Here is a 21,395-nt window from a genome sequence, read left to right on the forward strand (position 1 = left end):
GCCCGGCCGGGCCGGGCGCAGCGCGCCTCCTCGTGGATCAGCTCAGCTGCTTGACCGGGATGATCTGGCCGTCCTTGACCTGGTAGCCCCAGATCGGGATCTCCTTGGACTCACCGGTCTTGGTGAAGCCGAGGTGCTTCGTGATGCCGTCACCGTCGTACGCCGAGACGAAGGTGTTCATCGACGCGCGGTCAGTCTTGCCGGCGTCGATACCCGCCAGGAAGATGTTCGCCGCGTCGTAGGCCTCGGGCGAGTACGTGCCCGGGTCGACGTCGTACTTCGCCTTGTAGGCGTCCGCGAACGCCTTGACCTGGTCACCCGGGACGCAGGGGCAGGTCATGAGCGTGCCCTCGGCGGCGTCGCCCGCGATCTTGACGTACTCCGGGTCCTTCACACCGTCAGCGACGACGAACGAGCCCGTGTAGCCCGCGGCGCGGAGCTGCTTGGCGAGCAGACCACCCTCGGGGTAGTAGCCACCGAAGAAGACCGCCTCCGGCTTCGCCGCGACGACCTTGGTGACAGTGCCTGCGAAGTCGGTCTTGCCGGCGGTGATCGTGTCGCTGCCGATGACCTCGGACTTGAGGTCCTTCTTGACGACGTCCGCGAGACCCTTGCCGTACTCCGAGGCGTCGTCGATGACGAAGGTCTTGTGCGCCTTGGCGACGTCGTGGATCAGCTTCGAGACGTCCGGGCCCTGTGCGTCGTCGTTGCCGAGGAGGCGGTGGAAGACCTTCCAGCCGTTCTCGGAGAGGTGCGGGTTGGTCGCCGAGGCGGAGATCAGCGGGACACCGGCCGAGTTGAAGACCGGGTCGGCTGCCTTGGACTCACCCGAGAAGAGCGGGCCGACGACACCGAGGACGTTCTTGTCCTGCGCGACCTTGGTGGCGAGGGCGGGAGCCTGGTTGGGGTCGGACTGCGAGTCGACCTTGTTCAGCGTGACGCAGGCGTCCTTGTGCTTGTCGTTGTACTGGTCGACAGCGAGCTTGGCGCCGTTGTAGGCGTTGACGCCGAGGGCGGCGGCGTCACCAGTCAGCGCACCGAAGTAGGTGATCGCGTAGTCACAACCACCATCGGCGGAGTTGCCGCCCTTGGTCGTCGTGTTGCAAGCGGCAAGCGACATCGTCGCCAGGCCGACGGCAGCGAGGGCCGCTCCGGCCTTCGGGGAAAAACGCACGATTTGTCTCCGATCGATTCAGGCGGACGGCGATGTCCGCGATCGATTCGCAACCTAGCCCGTGATTCACATCACGCGACAGGTCCGACGCGCGTGGTTGTCGATTCGTGACCGAACTTTTTCCGGGCTGGGGTCAGGCGCTGGGGGTGCCGGCGGCGCCGTGCTCGACCACGCCGTCGGCGACCTGGCGCATCGAGAGGCGCAGGTCCATCGCAGTCTTCTGGATCCAACGGAAGGCGTCGGGCTCGGAGAGGCCCATGTCCTTCTGCAGGACACCCTTCGCGCGGTCGACGGCCTTGCGGGTCTCGAGCCGCTCGGTCAGGTCCCCGACCTCGATCTCGAGCGCGGCCACCTCGGCGAAGCGACTCACCGCCATCTCGATCGCCGGTACCAGGTCGTTGCGGGTGAACGGCTTGACCAGGTACGCCATCGCGCCCGCGTCACGGGCCCGCTCGACGAGCTCGCGCTGCGCGAACGCAGTGAGGATGACGACCGGTGCGATCCGCTCCCCCGCGATCCGCTGCGCAGCGGCAATGCCGTCGAGCTTGGGCATCTTCACGTCGAGAACGACGAGATCCGGACGCAGCTCCTCGGCCAGCGCGATCGCCTGCTCGCCGTCCGCAGCCTGGCCCACGACGTCGTAGCCCTCCTCGACGAGCATCTCGGCGAGGTCCATGCGGATGAGGGCCTCGTCCTCGGCGATGAGGACACGGCGCGGCGGGGTGCTGTTCACGGCGGCAAGGCTAGCCGCCCGGCGTACGGCGCGCACCTGCGATGCGGCTAGGCTGACGCCCGCCAGCCGGGTTGGCGAAATCGGCAAACGCGACGAGCTCAAACCTCGTTGCCCGAAAGGGCTTGCGGGTTCAAGTCCCGCACCCGGCACCACATTGGTTGTCGGTGGCTCGCGCTCTACTGAAGGCGTGGGCCACTTTCATCCGGACGACGTCGTCGAGGAGGCGCTTCGGCTCCTTCGCGCGGGCGTCCGCCCAGGTGACGTAGCCGCTCGCACTGGAGTACCGCGCAACACAGTCTGGCGTTGGCGCAAGGTGTATCTCCACGAGGGTCTGCCTCGCGGCCAGAGCCATTGCCAGGTTCCGTGCCCGCGCTGCGACGGCGCCGCACTGGACGAAGACGCCTATGCCGAGCTTCTCGGCTGGTACCTGGGTGATGGCCACATCGTTCGCGCCCGTCGGGGCGTGTGGAAGTTCAGCATCTACAACGACGCCAACTATGCCGACGACAACGCTCGACTCGTCGAGACCATCGGCAGACTCAAGCCGGGATCGACACCCATGGCGCTAGCGCGTCGAGGCATGGTGACGACGTACCTCTACTGGAAGCACTGGCCGTGCCTGTTCCCGCAGCACGGCCCGGGCTACAAACACACTCGGCCAATCGTGCTCGATCGCTGGCAGCGCGAAGTCGTCGAACGACGTCCCGGGCCATTCCTCCGGGGCCTCTTCCACTCGGACGGCTGCAGGACCAACAACTGGGCCAGCCGGATCGTCAACGGCGAGCGGAAGCGCTACGACTACCCGCGCTGGCAATTCAGCAACCGGTCCGACGACATTCGCGACCTCTGCTGCTGGGCACTGGACTTGCTCGAGATCCCCTGGCGTCAGAGCAACACCTGGTGCATCTCCGTATCAAGGCGCGAGGCGGTCGCCCGCCTCGACGCCTTGATCGGGCTGAAGTCCTGATCAGTCCTCGTCGCTGTCCACGCGGTGGTACGCCGGCGCCACCTCGTTGATCGCGTCCCCCATGCGGTGGACGCGCAGGGCGTTGGTCGAGCCGGGGATGCCCGGGGGCGAGCCCGCGATGATGACGACGAGGTCGCCCTCCTCCACGCGGCCGCTGGCAAGGAGCGCCTCGTCGACCTGGCGGACCATCTCGTCGGTGTGCTCGACGACCGCGGTCTGGAAGACCTCGACGCCCCACGCCAGGCAGAGCTGCGAGCGGGTGTCGGCCTTCGGCGTGAACGCCAGGATCGGGATCCGGCCCCGATAGCGCGACAGCCGTCGGGCGGAGTCGCCGCTCGTGGTGAAGGCGACGATGTACTTCGCGCCGACCCGATCGGCCACCTCGGCGGCAGCCTTGGCGATGACGCCACCGGTGGTGCGCGGGTTCCAGTTGATCAGCGCCATGTGCTCGAGGCTGTGGTCCTCGGCGGCAGCTGCGATGCGGGCCATCGTCTGGACGGCGACGATCGGGTGCGCGCCGACGCTCGTCTCCCCCGACAGCATGACCGCGTCGGCGCCGTCGATGATCGCGTTGGCGACGTCGGACGCCTCGGCACGGGTGGGCGCCGGCGAGCTGATCATCGACTCGAGCATCTGCGTGGCCACGATGACCGGCTTCGCGAAGCGGCGGGCCTTCTCGATCACGGACTTCTGGATGAACGGCACCTCCTCGAGGGGGCACTCCACGCCCAGGTCGCCGCGGGCAACCATCAGGCCGTCGAAGGCGTCGACGATCTCGTCGATCGCATCGACCGCCTGCGGCTTCTCGATCTTGCCGATGACCGGGACGATCCGGCCCTCCTCACGCATGACCACGCGGACGTCCTCCGCGTCGGCCGCGTTGCGTACGAACGAGAGCGCGATGAAGTCGACACCGAGCTGCAGCGCGAAGCGCAGGTCCTCGACGTCCTTCTCCGACATCGCCGGCACGGACACCGGTACGCCGGGCAGGTTGATGCCCTTGTTGTTGCTCACCGTGCCGGGCACGACGACCTGCGTGTGCACCTCGGTGTCGGCCACCCCGGTCACGACCAGGCGGACCTTGCCGTCGTCGATGAGGATCGGGTCGCCGATCTTCACGTCACCCGGAAGGCCCTTGTACGTCGTGCCGCACTCGACGTTGCTGCCGTCGACGTCACGCGTGGTGATCGTCCAGGCCTGGCCCTGCTCGAGGTCGACAGGACCGTCGGAGAAGCGCTCGAGACGGATCTTGGGGCCCTGCAGGTCGGCGAAGATGCCGACCGATCGACCCGCCTGCTCGGCGGCATCGCGCACCAGCTGGTAGATCCGGGCGTGGTCGTCGTGCGACCCATGGCTCATGTTCATCCGTGCAACGTCCATGCCCGCGTCCACAAGCGCCCGGATCTTGTCCGGGGTCGAGACGGCAGGGCCGAGGGTGCACACGATCTTTGCTCTCCGCACACCTCGACCCTAGTGGTCGGCGATGGTTACCCCACAGTCACAGCGACAAACTTTCGTCGTCCGGACAGCAGAAGGCCCCCTCCCATGCGGGAGGGGGCCTTCTGTCGACGTTCTGCGTCAGGCCATCAGCGGACGGGCCGTCGGCGGGATCGGCGCCGGCAGCGTCGTCGAGCCGGTGAGGAACTTGTCCACCGCAGCGGCGGCGGAACGTCCCTCGGCGATCGCCCAGACGATCAGCGACTGACCACGACCGGCGTCACCCGCGACGTACACGCCCTCGACCGACGACTTGTAGTCGAGGTCGCGCTTGACGTTGCCACGCTCGTCCAGCTCGACACCGAGCTGCTCGACGAGGCCGGTCTTCTCCGGGTGGAGGAAGCCCATCGCCATGAGCACGAGCTCGGCCGGGATCTCGCGCTCGGTGCCCTCGATCGCCTTGAAGTCGGGACCGACCTCGGTGACCTTGAGCGCCCGGACATTGCCGTTGGCGTCGCCGAGGAACTCGACGGTCGAGGTCGCGTAGACGCGCTCGCCGCCCTCCTCGTGCGCCGACGAGACCTTGTAGGTCATCGGGTACGTCGGCCACGGCTGGCCGGCGGGACGCTCCTCGGTCGGACGCGGCATGATCTCGAGCTGCGTGATCGAGGCGGCACCCTGACGGATGGACGTGCCGAGGCAGTCGGCACCCGTGTCACCGCCACCGATGATGACGACGTTCTTGCCCGTCGCCATGATCTGCTCGGCACCGCCCGGCAGCTCCGTGTCGCCGTAGGCGATCCGGTTGGCCTGCGGGAGGAACTCCATCGCCTGGTGGATGCCACCGAGCTCCGCACCCGGGACCGGCAGGCCACGCGGGACGGTCGAGCCGATGGCGAGGACGACGGCGTCGTAACGCTCACGGAGCTGGTCGCCCGTGATCTCCTCACCGACGTTGACGCCGGTGCGGAAGACGGTGCCTTCCTTCTTCATCTGCTCGAGACGGCGGTCGACCTGCGACTTCTCCATCTTGAACTCGGGGATGCCGTAGCGGAGGAGACCACCCGCACGGTCCGCGCGCTCGTAGACGGCGACCGTGTGGCCGGCGCGCGTGAGCTGCTGGGCGGCGGCAAGACCGGCCGGGCCGGAGCCGATGACGGCAACGGTCTTGCCGGAGAGCCACTCGGCCTCGACGGGGCGGACGAAGCCGGACTCCCACGCCTTGTCGATGATCGAGACCTCGATGTTCTTGATCGTCACCGGGTCCTGGTTGATGCCCAGGACGCAGGCCGTCTCACACGGGGCCGGGCACAGGCGACCCGTGAACTCCGGGAAGTTGTTGGTCGCGTGCAGCCGCTCGATCGCGGCCTCCCAGTCGTTGCGGAAGACCAGGTCGTTCCACTCCGGGATGATGTTGCCCAGCGGGCAACCCTGGTGGCAGAACGGGATGCCGCAGTCCATGCAACGGCTCGCCTGCGTCGTGATGATCGGAAGCAGGGTCTTGCCGATGCCACCATCGGGGTAGACCTCCTTCCAGTCACCGACACGCTCGTCGACGGAACGACGGGTCGCGACCTGGCGGCCTTCCTTCAGAAAGCCCTTCGGGTCAGCCATGCAGCACCTCCATGATGCGAGCCGCGGCCTCGTCCTCGTTGAGACCCTCCTCGAGGGCCTCCTCACGGGCCTCGAGCACGCGCTTGTAGTCACTCGGCATGACCTCGGTGAAGCGCGGAAGCGCCGCATCCCAGTCAGCCAGCAGCCCCTCGGCGACCGACGAACCGGTCTCCTCGAAGTGCTTGGTCACGATCTCCTTGAGCTCGACGGCCGCCTTGCCGGTGACCGGCGCGAGCTCGACCAGCTCCGGGTTGACCTTGGCCTCGTCCAGTTCGAGCACGAAGGCGTAACCGCCCGACATGCCCGCGGCGAAGTTGCGGCCCGTGGCGCCCAGGACGACCACACGACCACCGGTCATGTACTCGCAGCCGTGGTCGCCGACACCCTCGGTCACGACCGTCGCGCCCGAGTTGCGGACGCAGCAGCGCTCGCCGACCCGGCCGGAGAGGAACATCTCGCCGGAGGTCGCGCCGAACGCGATCGTGTTGCCCGCGATGACGTGCTCGCTCGCCTCGAAGGTCGCAGCGGAGTCCGGGCGGACCACGATGCGGCCACCGGAGAGGCCCTTGCCGACGTAGTCGTTGGACTCGCCGACGATGCGGAGCGTGACGCCCTTCGGGATGAAGGCACCGAACGAGTTGCCGCCCGAGCCCGTGAAGGTCACGTCGATCGTGTTGTCCGGCAGACCGGCACCCTTGTAGCGCTTGGTCACCTCGTGGCCGAGCATGGTGCCGACCGTGCGGTTGACGTTGTGCACCGGCATCTCGATCGTCACGGCCTCGCCGGACTCGAGAGCCGGCTTGGCGAGCGCGATGAGCTCGTTGTCGAGCGCCTTGTCGAGACCGTGGTCCTGACCCTGCGTGTTGTAGAGGGCCTGGCCCTCGTACTGACCGTGGTCACCCGCGGGGTCGACCTTGTGCAGGATCGGCGACAGGTCGAGACCCGAGGCCTTCCAGTACGCCGAGGCGTCACGCGTGTCGAGAGCCTCGACCTGACCGACCGCCTCCTGGATGGAGCGGAAGCCCAGCTCGGCGAGGATCTCGCGCACCTCCTCCGCGATGAACTCGAAGAAGTTGACGACGAACTCCGGCTTGCCGGAGAAGCGGCTGCGCAGGACGGGGTTCTGCGTGGCCACACCCACGGGGCAGGTGTCGAGGTGGCAGACGCGCATCATGATGCAGCCCGAGACGACGAGCGGCGCGGTCGCGAAACCGAACTCCTCGGCACCGAGCAGGGCGGCGATGACGACGTCGCGACCGGTCTTGAGCTGACCGTCCGCCTGGACGACGATCCGGTCGCGCAGGCCGTTGAGCAGCAGCGTCTGCTGGGTCTCGGCGAGGCCGAGCTCCCAGGGACCGCCCGCGTGCTTCAGCGACGTCAGCGGCGAAGCGCCGGTGCCGCCGTCGTGGCCGGAGATCAGGACGACGTCCGCGTGCGCCTTGGAGACACCCGCGGCGACCGTGCCGACGCCGACCTCGGAGACCAGCTTCACGTGAACACGGGCAACCGGGTTCGCGTTCTTCAGGTCGTGGATCAGCTGCGCCAGGTCCTCGATCGAGTAGATGTCGTGGTGCGGCGGCGGGGAGATCAGGCCGACACCCGGGGTCGAGTGACGGGTCTTGGCCACCCACGGGTAGACCTTGTGACCGGGCAGCTGGCCGCCCTCGCCGGGCTTGGCACCCTGCGCCATCTTGATCTGGATGTCGTCGGCGTTGGTCAGGTACTCCGACGTGACGCCGAAGCGACCCGAGGCGACCTGCTTGATCGACGAACGGCGGACCGGGTCGTACAGACGCTCCGGGTCCTCGCCACCCTCACCGGTGTTGGACTTCGCACCGATGGAGTTCATCGCGACCGCGAGGGTCTCGTGCGCCTCCTGCGAGATGGAGCCGTACGACATGGCGCCGGTGGAGAAGCGCTTGACGATCTCGCTGACCGGCTCGACCTCGTCGATCGAGATCGGCGCGCGGCCGCTGTCGAACGCGAAGAGGCCACGCAGCGTCTTCAGCTGGACCGCCTGGTCGTCGACCGCGGCGGTGTACTGCTTGAAGACGTCGTAGCGGCCCTGACGGGTCGCGTGCTGGAGGCGGAAGACCGTCTCCGGGTTGAAGAGGTGCGGCTCGCCCTCGCGGCGCCACTGGTACTCGCCACCGATCGGCAGCGTGCGGTGGGCCGACGCGATGCCGTCCTTCGGGTACGCCGTGGCGTGGCGCTTGGCCACCTCCTCGGCGATGGTGTCGATCGAGATGCCACCGAGGCGCGACGTCGTACCGGTGAAGTACTTGTCGATGACCTCCTGCGACAGACCGATGCACTCGAAGATCTGCGCACCCGTGTAGGACGCGACCGTCGAGACACCGATCTTCGACATGACCTTGAGGACGCCCTTGCCGAGGCCCTTCACGACGTGCTTGACGGCGACGTCGGGCTCGACCTTGACGAACGAACCGTCGCGGGCCAGGTCCTCGGCGGACTCGAGCGCGAGGTACGGGTTGACCGCGGCGGCACCGAAGCCGATCAGGGTCGCGACGTGGTGGACCTCGCGGACGTCACCGGCCTCGACGACGAGACCGACCTGCGTGCGGGTCTTCTCGCGGACGAGGTGGTGGTGCACGGCGGCCGTGAGCAGCAGCGACGGGATCGGCGCGAGCTCGGCGGTCGAGTGACGGTCGGAGAGGACGACGATGCGGGCACCGTCGGCGATCGCCTGCGACACCTCGGCGCACAGCTCGTCGAGCTTCGCGGCGAGCGCGGCGCCGCCACCCTTGACGTCGTACAGACCGCGGGCGACGTGGGCGATGAAGCCCGGCTGGTCACCGTCACGGTTGATGTGGCGGATCTTGGCCAGGTCGTCGTTGCTGAAGACCGGGAACGGCAGGATGACCTGCTTGCAGGACTCAGCCGACGGGGCGAGGAGGTTTGACTCCGGACCGATGGAGCCGTTGAGCGAGGTGACGAGCTCCTCGCGGATGGCGTCCAGCGGCGGGTTCGTGACCTGCGCGAAGAGCTGGCTGAAGTAGTCGAACAGCAGACGCGGCTTCTCGCTGATCGCGGCGATCGGCGTGTCCGTGCCCATGGAGCCCAGCGCCTCGGCGCCCGTGTTGGCCATCGGGGCCAGGAGGACGCGGAGCTCCTCCTCGGTGTAGCCGAAGACCTGCTGGCGGCGCGCGACGGACTTGTGCGTGTGGACGATGTGCTCGAGGTCCGGGAGGTCGCCCAGCTTGATGCGACCCTCGGCCAGCCACTCGGCGTACGGGTGCTCCGCAGCCAGGGCGTCCTTGATCTCGTCGTCCTCGATGATGCGACCCTCGGCCGTGTCGACCAAGAGCATCTTGCCCGGCTGCGTGCGGCCCTTGCGGACCACCGACTCCGGCGCGATGTCGTGGAGGACGCCGGCCTCGGAGCCGTAGATCACGAGACCCTCGTCGGTCACCCAGAGGCGACCGGGGCGCAGGCCGTTGCGGTCGAGCACGGCGCCGACCACGGTGCCGTCGGTGAAGACGACGTTGGCCGGACCGTCCCACGGCTCCATGACGGTGCTGTGGAACTCGTAGAACGCCTTGCGCTCGGGCGACATCGTGGCGTGGTTCTCCCACGCCTCGGGGATCATCATCAGCATCGCGTGCGGAAGCGTGCGGCCACCGAGGTGGATCAGCTCGAGCACCTCGTCGAACGACGCGGAGTCGGACGCCTCGGGGTCGACGATCGGGAAGAGGCGCTGCAGGTCGCCCGGGATGACGTCGGAGGCCAGGAGGGCCTCACGCGCACGCATCCAGTTGCGGTTGCCCTTGACCGTGTTGATCTCACCGTTGTGCGCGATGAAGCGGAACGGGTGAGCCAGCGGCCACGACGGGAACGTGTTGGTGGAGAAGCGCGAGTGGACGACACCGATGGTCGAGGTGACGCGCTCGTCGACGAGGTCCGGGAAGACCTGGTCGAGCTGCTCGGTCGTCAGCATGCCCTTGTACGCGATGGTGCGCGAGGACAGCGACGGGAAGTAGGCGCCCGTCTCGTGCTCGGCGCGCTTGCGCAGGCAGAAGGCCTGACGCTCCAGCGGGAGGCCGGTGATGGCCTCGGTGCCGGCGACGAAGAGCTGCTCGAAGTTCGGCATGCAGGACAGCGCCGTGGCGCCGAGCATGTCGGTGGCGACGGGGACGGTGCGCCAGCCGAGGACGTTGAGGCCCTCCTCGACGGCGATCTCCTCGATGCGCGCCTTGACCTTGGCGACCGCATCGGCGTCACCGTCGATGAACGCCGTACCGGCGGCGTACGCCCCGGCGGCGGGAAGGTCGAAGTCAACGACGTCGCGGAAGAACGCGTCCGGAACCTGCAGCAGGATGCCGGCGCCGTCACCCGAGTTGGGCTCGGCACCCGCAGCACCGCGGTGCTCGAGGTTCTTCAGCGCGGTCAGCGCCTTCTTCACGATGTCGTGCGTGGCAACGCCAGTCAGGGTGGCAACGAAGGCAACACCACAAGCGTCGTGCTCGTGGCCCCCGTCGTACAGACCCTGGGGCGGCGGGAATGCGTGCATGGGCATTCTCCCGTCGTCGTCTGCGCCTGCCCATGAGGGCGCGGCGAATCGGCAATGCAAGAAGCAAAAGGGAACCGCAGGGGACGACGTTGGCCCTAGCGAATGGTCAGAGTACCACTCAGGTCCCCCTCGACTCCTCCCGAAAAAGGGCACCGGGACCCCGGAGTGACGGGCGTCTCAGACCGCTGCGTCCTGCTGCGTCCGGTAGATCCCGTCCTCCCGGCCGGGCCGCTTGACCGCGGCCCAGACGAGGTACGCCGCAGCGAGGCTGAAGACGATCAGCGACATCCAGACGTTGAACCGGAGGCCACCCACGTCGTGGAGCTCGACGGGGTCGATCCGCAGCGTCTCGATCCAGCCGCGGCCGGCCGTGTACAGCATCGCGTAGAGCGCGAGCGTCTTGCCGAAGCCGAGCGCGAAGCGGCGCTCGAGCAGTAGGATCACCGCGAAGGCGCCGAGGCACCACAACGACTCGTAGAGGAACGTCGGGTGGAACGTCGCGACGTTCTCGTAGCCGGCGGGGCGGTGTGCCGCGTTGATCTCGAGCGCCCACGGCAGGTCCGTCGGCTTCCCGAAGAGCTCCTGGTTGAAGTAGTTGCCGAAGCGACCGATCGCCTGCGCCACGAGTACGCCGGGAGCGAGGGCGTCGAGGACCGGCAGGATCCGCAGGTCCATCACGCGGGCGCCGATGATCGCGCCGACGGCACCCAGCGCGATCGCGCCCCAGATGCCCAGGCCGCCGTGCCAGATCTTCAGGGCGTCGATCGCGTGGCGGCCCTCGCCGAAGTACAGGTCGTGGTCGGTGATGACGTGGTAGAGCCGGCCACCGACGATGCCGAAGGGCACGCACCACAACGCGAGGTCCTGCATCTGGCCGGCCTTGCCGCCCCGGGCGATCCAGCGGCGCTCGCCGATCCACACCGCGGCGACGATGCCGAGGATGATGCAGAGCGCGTAGGCGCGCAGCGGGAACGGGCCGAGGTGCCAGACGCCCTGCGCCGGGCTCGGGATGAACAGAGCGGTCACGTCACTCCTCGAGGAGGTGGCTGATGTCCTGCGCGAGCTGCTGGGCGCTGGCGTCGCGGTTCCAGAAGGCGGTGACCTGACCGCCCTGCATCGCGTAGGTGTAGTCGGTGTGGTCGACGAGGTAGCCGCTGCGGCCGGGGTTGTTGCTGTCAGGCGTGCCCTGTCCCCCGGGCCCGGCCTTCTTGCCGTAGACGTAGAAGGCCTTCATGACCACGTCCAGGTCGGACTGCGAGCCCGTCACGCCCACGAATCCCGGGTCGAACGCGCCGAGGTAGCGCGTCAGCACCGGCACGGTGTCGCGCTTGGGGTCCGTGGTCACGAAGACGACGTCGACGTCCTTGCGCTGGTCCTTCGGGATCCGGACCAGGGCCGAGGTGATGTCGGCCATCTCCTGGCTGCAGACATCGGGGCAGTTCGTGTACCCGAAGAAGACCAGGGTCAGCGGGCTCGACTCCTTGGTGAAGGAGAACGACGCGGCATCGGTCGCCGTGAGCGAGTTCGCCGGCGCCTTCCAGGGCGTCTTCAGCATGCTGCCGTGGAACGGCGCGCTGGCGTCCGGGGTGGACGAGCACGCCGAGAGCGCGAGGGCCAGCGCGGCGGCGGCTGCGGCGAGGCCGAGCCGTCGGTTGCTGCGGTCAGCCACGACCGCGCACTCCGGCAGCCAGCTCCTCGGTGAGGGCCGCGAGGTTGCGCAGGCCCGTCGCGCGGTCAGGTGCCTCGAGCAGCGTGCGCACGAACGCCGAGCCGACGATGACGCCGTCGGCGTACTGGGCGAACTGGGCGGCCTGGGCGCCCGTGCTGACACCCACGCCGACGCCGACCGGCAGGTCGGTGGTGGCCTTGGTGCGCTCGATGAGCGGGCGGACGATGTCGCCGGTGGCCTGCTTGCCGCCCGTCACGCCCATGACGCCGGTCGCGTAGACGAAGCCGCGGCTGGCGGCGGTGGTCATCGCGATGCGCGCGGGGGTGCTCGACGGCGCGACGAGGAAGACCTTGTCGAGGTCGTGCGCGTCAGCTGCGGCGATCCACTCCTGGCCGAAGTCAGGCGTGATGTCGGGGGTGATCAGGCCCGCTCCCCCGGCGTTCGCCAGGTCGGCGGCGAACTGCTCGACGCCGTAGCGCTCGATCGGACCCCAGTATGTCATCACCAGCGTCGGGGCGCCCGCCTTGGCGACCGCCTCGACGGCCTGCAGGACCTGCTTGGTGCGGGTGCCGTTGTCGAGCGCCTGCTGGGCGGCGGCCTGGATGATCGGGCCGTCCATGACCGGGTCGGTGTAGGGCAGTCCGATCTCGATGACGTCGCAGCCGTGCTCGACCATGACCTTCAGCGCCTCGATCGAGCCGTCGAGGTCAGGGAAGCCGGCGGGCAGGTAGCCGACGAGGGCAGCGCGGCCCTCGGCCTTCGCCCGCGCGAACGCGGTCGCCGTGGTGGTCACTTGGTCTCACCCTTCTTCGACGAGGCCAGCTCGAAGTAGTCGAGCGCCGTGCCCATGTCCTTGTCGCCGCGGCCGGAGAGGTTGACGAGCAGGATCGCGTCCTTGCCTTTCTCGGCAGCGAGCTTCGGCGCGAGGCGCAGGGCGCCGGCGAGCGCGTGGCTCGACTCGATCGCCGGGATGATGCCCTCGGTGCGCGCGAGCAGCTGGAACGCCGCCATCGCCTCCGCGTCGGTCACGCCCTCGTAGGTCGCGCGACCGGAGTCGGCGAGCCACGCGTGCTGCGGGCCGACGCCCGGGTAGTCGAGGCCGGCCGAGATCGAGTGCGACTCGATGGTCTGGCCGTCCTCGTCCTGCAGGACATAGGTGCGGGCACCGTGCAGGACGCCCGAGCCGCCGGCCGCGATGGTGGCCGCGTGACGACCGGTCTCGATGCCGTCGCCGGCCGCCTCGTAGCCGTAGATCGCGGTGTCGGCGTCGTCGAGGAAGGCCGTGAAGAGGCCGATGGCGTTGGAGCCACCGCCGACACACGCCGCGATGGCGTCGGGCAGGCGGCCGTACTTCGCCAGACACTGCGCACGCGCCTCGTCACCGATGCCGCGGGTGAAGTCGCGGACCATGCTCGGGAACGGGTGCGGGCCGGCCGCCGTCCCGAAGAGGTACGCCGTGTGGTCGACCGACGCGACCCAGTCGCGCAGCGCCTCGTTGATGGCGTCCTTGAGCGTGGCGGAGCCGGACTCGACCGGGACCACCTTCGCGCCGAGGAGCTCCATGCGGGCGACGTTGAGCGCCTGGCGCTCGGTGTCGACCTTGCCCATGTAGACGGTGCAGTCGAGGCCGAAGTAGGCAGCCGCGGTCGCGGAGGCGACGCCGTGCTGGCCGGCGCCGGTCTCGGCGATCACGCGGGTCTTGCCCATCCGCTTGGTGAGCAGCGCCTGGCCGAGCACGTTGCGGATCTTGTGGGCGCCCGTGTGGTTGAGGTCCTCGCGCTTGAGCAGGATCTGCACGCCGTACTGCTCGGAGAGGTGCTTGGCCTCGTAGAGCGGGCTGGGGACGTTGGCGTAGTCGACGAGCGCGCTCTCGAACGCGCCGACGAACTCCGGGTCCGCCATCGCCTCGGCGTACGCGACCGTCAGCTCGTCGAGCGCGGCCACCAGCGCCTCGGGCATGAAGCGGCCGCCCCAGGCGCCCGTGCCGCCGAACCAGCCGAACTCGTCGGCGTCCCAGGTGGAGGGCTGCTTGGTCATGCGTCGACTCCCGTCAGTCCGGTCATGGAACGAACGGCGGCCTCGGGGTCGCCGTCCTTCACGAGTGCCTCGCCGACCAGGACGACCCGCGCGCCCTCGCGGGCGAACCGCGCCACGTCCGCAGGCCCGGTGATGCCGGACTCGGCCACCTTCACGCGGTCGTCGGGGATCAGCGCAGCGAGGCGGCCGAAGGTGTCGTTGTCGACGGCGAGCGTCTTGAGGTTGCGTGCGTTGACGCCGATCAGCTCGGCGCCCAGCGCGACCGCCCGGCGCGTCTCCTCCTCGTCGTGGACCTCGACGAGGACAGTCATGCCGAGACCCGTGGCCTCGTCGAACAGCGCCTTCAGGTCGGTGTCGCCGAGGGCGGCCACGATCAGCAGGACCAGGTCGGCACCGGCAGCCCGCGCCTCCTGGATCTGGTAGCTCGTGACCATGAAGTCCTTGCGCAGCAGCGGCGTGTCCACGGCGGCCCGGACGGCGCGGAGGTCGTCGAGCGAGCCGTTGAACCGGCGCTGCTCGGTGAGGACGGAGATGGCGTGGGCGCCGCCGGCGGCGTACGACTGGGCCAGCGCGGCGGGGTCGGTGATCTCGGCTAGCTCGCCCTTCGAGGGCGACTTGCGCTTCACCTCGGAAATCACGCTGGTGCCCGCGGCGCGGAACGCCGGCATCGGGTCGCGCGGCGCGGGAGCTGCCTGGGCGAGCGCGACGACCTCGTCGTACGACAGGAGCGCCTCGCGTGCAGCGAGGTCCTCACGGACTCCGGCGATGATGTCGTCGAGGACCGTGCCTCCGATTGATGCGCTGCTCACGCGCCCAAGCGTCTCACGGCGGACCCAGCGCTTTTCGCCGGGTTCCACAGCGCTCGCCGTGGACTGTTCCGTGTGCCACCCGACGACGCTAGGGTCCATGGAAATCAGCGTCACACTCGGACGTGACGCCCGGACTCCCTGGGGGAACCATGAGCTCGATGCCACCGCCGCCGCCCGCCTACGGCGCACCCGTCCCCGGCGCTGTGCCGCCGAACCACCCGCGCGCAGTCCTGTCGCTGGTGCTGGCGATCGTCAGCTGGTTCGTGTGCGGCCTCTTCCTCTCGATCCCCGCGTTCTTCATCGCCAAGGGTGCCGAGAAGGAGACGCTCGCGTCGCAGGGCACCATCGGCGGTGCCGGCATGCTCCGGGCCGCCAAGATCATCGCGCTGATCCAGATCATCTTCTCGATCATCGCGATCATCGTTGTCATCGCACTCGTCGCCGGCGGCGCCTTCAGCTCCACCACTGGCACGAGCACCGGCTACTGACATGACCGACCTGCCTCCCCCGCCGCCGGGTGGTCCCCCACCGCCTCCGCCGTACGGCTACAGCACGCCGCAGTACGGAGGGGCGCCGACCGAGCACCCGCAGGCACAGACGATCTTCGTACTGGGCATCGTCAGCCTCGCGCTCGGTGCGGTCGGCATCTTCTGCTGCGCCTTCCTTGGCCTCGTCGGCCTGGCACCGCTCCTGATGAGCAACTCGGCACTGCGTGAGATCGAAGCGTCGGGTGGCGCGCTCACCGGCGCTGACAAAGTCCGCAACGGGCGCCTGATGGGGATCATCGCGCTGGCGCTGTGCGCAGTCGGCGTCGTGGTCGGCGTCGTGATCGGTGTCGGATTGGGCATGCTCGGCGGCACGTCGGGCGTTTGACACGACGACGAAGGGCCTGCGATCTGAGATCGCGGGCCCTTCGTCGTACCGACGTTGGTCGTGCCGCGATCAGGGTGCGAGCCACGCACCCCACGGAGTGTTGCGGGCGATCCAGAAGGCCAGCAGGAGCACGAGAGCGACGGTGACGAAACGCGTGCTCGGGCCTTCGACGGGCTGGCCGCGCCAGGCCTTGCTGACCCACATCAGCCAGCCGAAGGCGAGGAACGGGATGCTCGCCACGAAGTAGAGGTTGCTCGACGCCGCACCGACGATGTCGAAGCGGGTCAGGTCGTTGACTGCGCGCAAACCGCCGCAGCCCGGACAGGGATGGCCGGTCAGCTGCAGGAACGGGCAGAACCCCCACGAGCCCTGCTCGTGGGGGTCACGCAGGTGGAGCGCGACGCTCGCGGCGGCGACGGCCGCTGCGAGGCCGAGGGGTGTCGCCAGGTCACGCGCTCTGCGCGACCTGCGGACGACCGAGGCGGTCAACGCCTCAGTGGCCGGTGCCCTCACCGAAGCCCATCTTGTTCAGCACGACGAGCGCGACCGGCGCGACCGCGAAGATCGCGACGCCGACCCAGAAGAGGGTCCAGTTGAGCGGCGAGAACATCAGGCCGATGCCGCCCACGACGAACGCAGCGAGACCGATGAAGACCGCGGTCCAGGCCGCCGGGGTGTTGCCGTGAGAGTCAGACATGCGCGTGGTTCTCCTCGTCGTGCTGCGATTGCGGCGACAGTCTAGTCAGGCCGACGGACCGGAGGTGTCGTCCGGGCCGATTGTCGGATCGTGACCTGCATCAAGCGACTTCCACAGGTCCATGCTCGACTGCTCCGCGAGGGGTGCAGCGGGGGCCGAGTCGCCGGCGGAGGGCGCGTCGTACCGGCTGCCCATCTCGGGCCAGTGCGGAGTGAGGACGACGGCGAACGCCGCCACGATGACGGCGACCGCACCGGCGACGAGGGCGGCGTGCCACCACGTGTCGCTCATCCAGACCCGGGCCTCGCCGCAACCGGCGACGTGACCGATCCGCTCGGCAGCCTTGCGCTCGGTCAGGTCGCGCAGCGACCACGCGGCCTCGATCGCGGTGGCCAGGTAGCCCGCCGCCGCGAGGACGGCCACACCCGCCATGGCGCGCCGGACCTTGCCGCGGGTCACGAGCAGGACGCCCCAGGCCGCCAGCAGGACCAGCGCCACGGCGCCGGCCAGCGGAGAACGCTGCGCGAAGTCGGACCAGACGATGCCGGCCGGGAGGTCTGCCGGGTTGCACGAGCCGGTCGGTCGATGCGCCTCGGTCCAGGTCTTGTTGCCGGCGACGGCCGCGAGCCCGGCGGTCGCCAGGCCGAGGAGGACGACCGGGCCGAAGGTGCTCCGCTTGGTCACGCCGGCGCCTCGGCCGGACCCAGCAGGTCCGCGTCGAAGCAGGTGCGGTCTCCGGTGTGGCAGGCGGCGCCGACCTGGTCGACCTTCACCAGGATCGTGTCGCCGTCGCAGTCGAGGCGGACCTCCTTGACGTGCTGGACGTGGCCGGAGGTGTCGCCCTTGGCCCAGTACTCCTGGCGGCTGCGGCTCCAGTAGACGGCGCGGCCCGTGGTCAGCGTGCGGCGCAGCGCCTCGTCGTCCATCCAGCCCATCATCAGCACCTCGCCCGAGTCGAACTGCTGGGCAATCGCCGGCACGAGGCCGTCGGCGGTGCGCTTCAGGCGGGCGGCGATGGCGGCGTCGAGCGTGTCAGTCACCTCGGCATTCTCCCCCATCGCACCAGCCGCGACCGACAGCGATCGGCTCGGCGGTCAGCGACACACGTGTGTCGCCTCAGCGGGCGGCTCGGCATGGGGTGGTTCCGGTGACTGCGACACAGGTGTGCCGCAGTCACGACGAGGGGCAGACTGCGCCGGACCCCGAGTGGCGACACACACGTGTCGCCACGACGCCGTGGCGTGGGCCGGTTGATCAGTGAGCCTGTTGAGCCACCCAGCTCGCGTGGAGGCCGGCGTACGGACCCGGGCGGTCGACCAGCACCGCGTGCGGGCCGCGCTGCACGATCCGGCCGTGGTCGACGACGACGACCTCGTCGGCGTTCTCGGCGGTGGTGAGGCGGTGCGCGATGGTGACCGACGTACGGCCCGACATCAGCTGTTCGAGGGCGCGTGCCATGCGCATCTCGAGCTGCGGGTCGACCGCGCTCGTGGCCTCGTCGAGGACCAGCAGGTCGGGGTCGGCGAGGTGGGCGCGCAGGAGCGCGACGAGCTGCCTCTCCCCCGCGCTCATCGACTCGCCCCGCTGTCCGACCCGGGTGTCGAGGCCGTGTGGCAGCGCGTCGAGCCAGTCGCTGATGCCGAGCTCGCGCGCGGACGCAGCGATCTCCTCGTCGGTCGCTCCGTCGCGGCCCCACTGCACGTTCGCACGCAGGGTGTCGTCGATGAGGAAGCCTTCCTGCGGCACCAGCACGACGCTGCGGCGCAGCGAGGCGTTGGCGATCCGGCGGACGTCGACGCCGTCGAGCAGGACCTCGCCGCTGGTCGGGTCCATGAGCCGGGTCAGCAGCTTGGCGAGCGTCGACTTGCCCGAGCCGGTCTCACCGACGACGGCAACGCGGGTGCCCGAGGCGACGTGCAGGTCGATGTCCTGCAGCACGAGCGGCCCACCCGGATAACCGAACGACACGTCGCGGAACTCCACGTCGATCGGGCCGCGCGGCAGGACCTCGCCGTCCGCGCCCGGGTCGACGAGCTCCGCCGGGGTGTCGAGTACGCCGATCACGCGTCGCCACCCGGCGAGCGCGTTCTGCGCGTCGGTGAGCACCTGGGTGCCCATCTGCACGGGACCGACGAAGAGCGTCACGAGGAACGCGAAGGCAATGACCTCGCCGGCACTGATCTGCCCCGCGAAGCCGAGCCAGATGCCGATCACCAGGACGCCCGCGTTGGCCAGGCCGCCCGACAGGCCGCCCAGCGAGAACGAGAACGCCGTGAAGCCCTGCGCCTTCGTGGCGGCCGTCTGGTTGGCGAGGATCGCCTCGTCGATCCGGGCCTGCGTGCGCGCCTGGACGGCGTACGCACGGATGACCGCGGCACCGACGACCGGCTCGGCGATCGCGCCGAGCATGACGCCGACCTGGGCGCGGACCACGCCGTACGCGTCGGAGAGGCGCTGCTGGAACCACTTCAGGCTGAGGAACAGCGGCAGGAAGCAGATCCAGACGACAAGACAGAGCTGCCAGCTGTAGAAGAGCATGATCACGGTCGCGACGATGATCTGGCCGACGCTGACGATCGCGAACACGCCGCCGAAGACAAGGAACTGGCTGACCTGGTCCACGTCGCTCGTAACCCGGCTGACCAGGGCGCCGCGACGCTCGGTGTTCTGCGTCAGCAGGGGCAGGTCGTGGACATGGCGGAACGCCTTGATCCGCAGCGTCGCGAGGCCCTTCTCGGCCTGCGTGAAGAGCCGGCTCGTCATCGCGTACGACGCGACGCCGGTCGCCAGGATCGCGACCGCTGCGACCAGCCCCATGCGCAGCATGTAGCCGACGTCCGCGTGCTGCCCGGGAGCCAGACCGTGGTCGATCGTCTTCTGCACCGTGATCGGTACGACGACCTGGCCGACCGTCGCGATGAGGGCGAGGAGCAGGGTCCCGCCGAGGCCGTCGCGCAGCTCCGGCGAGATCACCATGCCGCGGCGGATGGTGGCCATCGCGGCGATCTCGGCGCCCGTGCCGACGGTGCGCTCGGGGGCGGCGGTGCTCACGCGTCCTCCTCGAGGGTCTCGTAGGCGTTGACCAGGTCGGCGTACGCCGCCGAGCGGGCCAGCAGGTCGGTGTGGGGGCCGCGGTCGGCGATGCGCCCGTCGGCGAGGTGCAGCACCTCGTCGGCCAGCGCGATCGTGGCCTTGCGGTAGGCGACGACGACCAGCGTGGCCGCCTCTGCCCCGTCGCGGAGGGCGCCGAGGATGCGGGCCTCCACCTCCGGGTCGACGGCAGAGGTCGCGTCGTCGAGGACCAGCAGTCGCGGCTGCCGCACCAGCGCGCGGGCCAGCGCGATGCGCTGTCGCTGGCCGCCGGACAGGCTCGTGCCCCGCTCGCCGAGGCGTGCGTCGAGACCGTGCGGGAGCGCCGCGACGAAGCCGTCGGCCTGCGCGGTCCGCAGGGCCGCCCACACGTCTGCGTCGGGGATGTCGGCGCCCAGCGTGACGTTGCCGCGCACCGTGTCGTCGAAGAGGAACGCCGTCTGCGGCACCACAGCGACCGACCGCGCCAGCTCGCCCGCGGAGAGCTCGCGGAGGTCCACCCCGTCGACGCGGATCGCCCCCTCGTCGGGGTCGACGAGGCGGGTGATCAGGTTGGTCAGTGTGCTCTTGCCGCTGGCGGTTGCGCCGACGAGCGCGACCGAGCGGCCGGGCGCGAGCGCAAAGTCGATGTCCGCGAGCACCGGCGTACCAGCGTCGTACGCGTACGTGAGGCGGTCGACCTGCAGCGTGGCCGGCCCACGGGCGTCGAGATGCGCCCCGCCGTACTGCATCTCCCCGGTGGCGGCGAGCACCCGGCTGACCCGCCGGAAGCCGACGACACTGCGCGGGAACTCGCCGAGCAGCCAGCCGATCGAGCGGATCGGCATTGCCACGATCGTCAGCAGGTAGCTGATGGTGACCACGTCACCGGGTGCGGTGTGACCGGACTCGACGCGCCACACACCGACCGCCAGCACGACCAGCACGCCCAGCGAGGGCACCGCCGCGATCACCGGGTCGAACGCCGCGCGGATCCGGCCGGCCCGCACGTTGACGTCGCGGAGCTCATGGGCCACGGCGGCGAAGCGGTCCGTCTCGTCGCCCTCGCGGCCGAGGGTCTTGACCACCTGTGCGCCCTCGAACGACTCGTGCGCGATCGCGCTCAACCGACCGCGCAGTGACTGGGCTCGGGTCATGAGCGGCGACGAGGCGTTCTGGTAGAGGACCGTCGTGCCGATGACGAGCGGGAAGACAAGCAGGCCGATCAGCGCCAGCACCACGTCGGCCGCGAACATCTGCCCGATCGAGATCAGCATCATCACCACCGTGCCGACGGCCATCGGCAGGGGCGCGATCGGGCTCCACGCGGCCTCCACGTCGGCGTTCGCGTTGGAGAGGAGCTCGCCGGTCGGGTGCTGCTGGTGCCACTCCATCGGGAGCCGGAGGTACTGCCGGGTGACCGCGCGACGGTCCCGCGCCTGCAAGCGGTACTGCATGAGACCCGCGCCGAGGCGGCGCGCGACGATGCCGACCGCGCGCAGGATCGCGACCCCCACGAAGAGTCCGACGACCGCCCACAGGATCGACGGGCGGATCTCGCCATCGCGGAACGCCGGGATCACGGCGTGCTCCGTCGACCAGCCGAGGACCCAGGCGTCAGCGACGGTGAGCGCGCCGAACAGGGCACTGCCGATCGTCGCGACGGTGAAGATCCAGGGCTCCCGCCGGATGGCCACTCCCAGCACGGCGAAGCCGTCTCCGAGGGTCGAGGTCGGCCGTCCGGATAACTGGGTCACGTGGGCGCAACCACGGTGGGGGCGGATC

19 protein-coding genes and 1 tRNA gene are annotated in these 21,395 nt (G+C 69.6%); 4 read left to right on the top strand and 16 right to left on the bottom strand.

Going from position 1 to position 21,395, the window contains the following annotated elements; genetic code table 11:
- Positions 1–37: 37 nt before the first annotated feature.
- Positions 38–1,174 (bottom strand): branched-chain amino acid ABC transporter substrate-binding protein, encoded by a 1,137-nt coding sequence (locus EPD65_RS10085; RefSeq protein WP_207891499.1) that lies wholly within the window; start codon positions 1,172–1,174, stop codon positions 38–40.
- Between the two features lie 133 nt (positions 1,175–1,307).
- The gene (locus tag EPD65_RS10090) at positions 1,308–1,907 is read right to left on the bottom strand and encodes an ANTAR domain-containing response regulator (protein ID WP_131583717.1); all 600 of its coding nucleotides are present in this window, start codon (positions 1,905–1,907) and stop codon (positions 1,308–1,310) included.
- Between the two features lie 65 nt (positions 1,908–1,972).
- On the opposite strand from EPD65_RS10090, the gene EPD65_RS10095 reads away from it, so the two are divergent.
- Both EPD65_RS10095 and EPD65_RS10100 read left to right on the top strand, forming a co-directional pair.
- Positions 1,973–2,059, top strand: a tRNA-Leu gene (locus EPD65_RS10095).
- Positions 2,060–2,094: 35 nt separating this feature from the next.
- Positions 2,095–2,874 carry a helix-turn-helix domain-containing protein gene (locus EPD65_RS10100; RefSeq protein ID WP_131583719.1) on the top strand — a complete coding sequence of 260 codons (780 nt, stop codon included), beginning with the start codon at positions 2,095–2,097 and terminating at the stop codon, positions 2,872–2,874.
- Here the strand turns inward: EPD65_RS10100 and pyk are convergent, their stop codons facing one another.
- From pyk to trpC, 8 genes are all read right to left on the bottom strand, one after another.
- On the bottom strand, positions 2,875–4,335 hold the full coding sequence (pyk, locus tag EPD65_RS10105; RefSeq protein ID WP_131583721.1) for a pyruvate kinase: 1,461 nt from the start codon (positions 4,333–4,335) through the stop codon (positions 2,875–2,877).
- A 117-nt stretch (positions 4,336–4,452) separates the two neighbouring features.
- Positions 4,453–5,925, bottom strand: coding sequence for a glutamate synthase subunit beta (locus EPD65_RS10110; protein ID WP_131583723.1), 1,473 nt, complete (start codon positions 5,923–5,925; stop codon positions 4,453–4,455).
- Entirely contained in the window at positions 5,918–10,456 is a 4,539-nt protein-coding gene (gltB, locus tag EPD65_RS10115) for a glutamate synthase large subunit (RefSeq protein WP_424450504.1), read from the bottom strand. The genes EPD65_RS10110 and gltB overlap by 8 nt, the downstream gene beginning before the upstream one ends.
- Before the next feature lie 177 nt (positions 10,457–10,633).
- On the bottom strand, positions 10,634–11,482 hold the full coding sequence (lgt, locus tag EPD65_RS10120; protein ID WP_131583727.1) for a prolipoprotein diacylglyceryl transferase: 849 nt from the start codon (positions 11,480–11,482) through the stop codon (positions 10,634–10,636).
- 1 nt (position 11,483) lies between these two features.
- On the bottom strand, positions 11,484–12,125 hold the full coding sequence (locus EPD65_RS10125; protein WP_131583729.1) for an SCO family protein: 642 nt from the start codon (positions 12,123–12,125) through the stop codon (positions 11,484–11,486).
- Positions 12,118–12,918, bottom strand: a complete 801-nt coding sequence (trpA, locus tag EPD65_RS10130; protein ID WP_131583731.1) for a tryptophan synthase subunit alpha — start codon at positions 12,916–12,918, stop codon at positions 12,118–12,120. Before trpA ends, EPD65_RS10125 begins: the two co-directional genes overlap by 8 nt.
- Positions 12,915–14,162: a tryptophan synthase subunit beta gene (gene trpB / locus EPD65_RS10135; protein WP_131583733.1), complete on the bottom strand. Its 1,248-nt coding sequence runs from the start codon at positions 14,160–14,162 to the stop codon at positions 12,915–12,917. The genes trpA and trpB overlap by 4 nt, the downstream gene beginning before the upstream one ends.
- Entirely contained in the window at positions 14,159–14,971 is an 813-nt protein-coding gene (trpC, locus tag EPD65_RS10140) for an indole-3-glycerol phosphate synthase TrpC (protein ID WP_243640537.1), read from the bottom strand. The genes trpB and trpC overlap by 4 nt, the downstream gene beginning before the upstream one ends.
- Positions 14,972–15,120: 149 nt before the next feature.
- Here trpC and EPD65_RS10145 point away from each other — a divergent pair, with 149 nt between their 5' ends.
- Positions 15,121–15,459: a DUF4190 domain-containing protein gene (locus tag EPD65_RS10145; protein ID WP_131583737.1), complete on the top strand. Its 339-nt coding sequence runs from the start codon at positions 15,121–15,123 to the stop codon at positions 15,457–15,459.
- A 1-nt stretch (position 15,460) separates the two neighbouring features.
- A complete protein-coding gene (locus EPD65_RS10150; RefSeq protein WP_131583739.1) occupies positions 15,461–15,844 on the top strand; it encodes a DUF4190 domain-containing protein in 384 nt (127 codons plus the stop codon).
- Between the two features lie 69 nt (positions 15,845–15,913).
- Here EPD65_RS10150 and EPD65_RS10155 read toward each other — a convergent pair whose 3' ends face one another.
- The 6 genes from EPD65_RS10155 to EPD65_RS10180 form a co-directional block, all read right to left on the bottom strand.
- Positions 15,914–16,357, bottom strand: coding sequence for a DUF2752 domain-containing protein (locus tag EPD65_RS10155; RefSeq protein WP_207891500.1), 444 nt, complete (start codon positions 16,355–16,357; stop codon positions 15,914–15,916).
- Positions 16,338–16,541, bottom strand: coding sequence for an HGxxPAAW family protein (locus tag EPD65_RS10160; RefSeq protein WP_131583741.1), 204 nt, complete (start codon positions 16,539–16,541; stop codon positions 16,338–16,340). The genes EPD65_RS10155 and EPD65_RS10160 overlap by 20 nt, the downstream gene beginning before the upstream one ends.
- Before the next feature lie 45 nt (positions 16,542–16,586).
- Positions 16,587–17,225, bottom strand: a complete 639-nt coding sequence (locus EPD65_RS10165; RefSeq protein ID WP_165872963.1) for a Trp biosynthesis-associated membrane protein — start codon at positions 17,223–17,225, stop codon at positions 16,587–16,589.
- Positions 17,222–17,581: a phosphoribosyl-AMP cyclohydrolase gene (gene hisI / locus EPD65_RS10170; protein ID WP_424450505.1), complete on the bottom strand. Its 360-nt coding sequence runs from the start codon at positions 17,579–17,581 to the stop codon at positions 17,222–17,224. Before hisI ends, EPD65_RS10165 begins: the two co-directional genes overlap by 4 nt.
- Before the next feature lie 214 nt (positions 17,582–17,795).
- On the bottom strand, positions 17,796–19,592 hold the full coding sequence (locus tag EPD65_RS10175; protein WP_341539058.1) for an ABC transporter ATP-binding protein: 1,797 nt from the start codon (positions 19,590–19,592) through the stop codon (positions 17,796–17,798).
- A complete protein-coding gene (locus EPD65_RS10180; RefSeq protein WP_131583747.1) occupies positions 19,589–21,367 on the bottom strand; it encodes an ABC transporter ATP-binding protein in 1,779 nt (592 codons plus the stop codon). The genes EPD65_RS10175 and EPD65_RS10180 overlap by 4 nt, the downstream gene beginning before the upstream one ends.
- Positions 21,368–21,395: the final 28 nt, after the last annotated feature.

It is taken from the genome of Nocardioides jejuensis (assembly GCF_004337475.1).
In the GTDB taxonomy this organism is placed as follows: domain Bacteria; phylum Actinomycetota; class Actinomycetes; order Propionibacteriales; family Nocardioidaceae; genus Nocardioides; species Nocardioides jejuensis.

What these genes read in the sequence shown, in the direction of transcription:
- EPD65_RS10150 (WP_131583739.1), top strand. Translation starts at nt 15,461, where the DNA reads ATGACCGACCTGCCTCCCCCGCCGCCGGGTGGTCCCCCACCGCCTCCG.
- gltB (WP_424450504.1), bottom strand. Translation starts at nt 10,456, where the DNA reads ATGCACGCATTCCCGCCGCCCCAGGGTCTGTACGACGGGGGCCACGAG.
- EPD65_RS10160 (WP_131583741.1), bottom strand. Translation starts at nt 16,541, where the DNA reads ATGTCTGACTCTCACGGCAACACCCCGGCGGCCTGGACCGCGGTCTTC.
- EPD65_RS10145 (WP_131583737.1), top strand. Translation starts at nt 15,121, where the DNA reads ATGAGCTCGATGCCACCGCCGCCGCCCGCCTACGGCGCACCCGTCCCC.
- EPD65_RS10110 (WP_131583723.1), bottom strand. Translation starts at nt 5,925, where the DNA reads ATGGCTGACCCGAAGGGCTTTCTGAAGGAAGGCCGCCAGGTCGCGACC.
- trpB (WP_131583733.1), bottom strand. Translation starts at nt 14,162, where the DNA reads ATGACCAAGCAGCCCTCCACCTGGGACGCCGACGAGTTCGGCTGGTTC.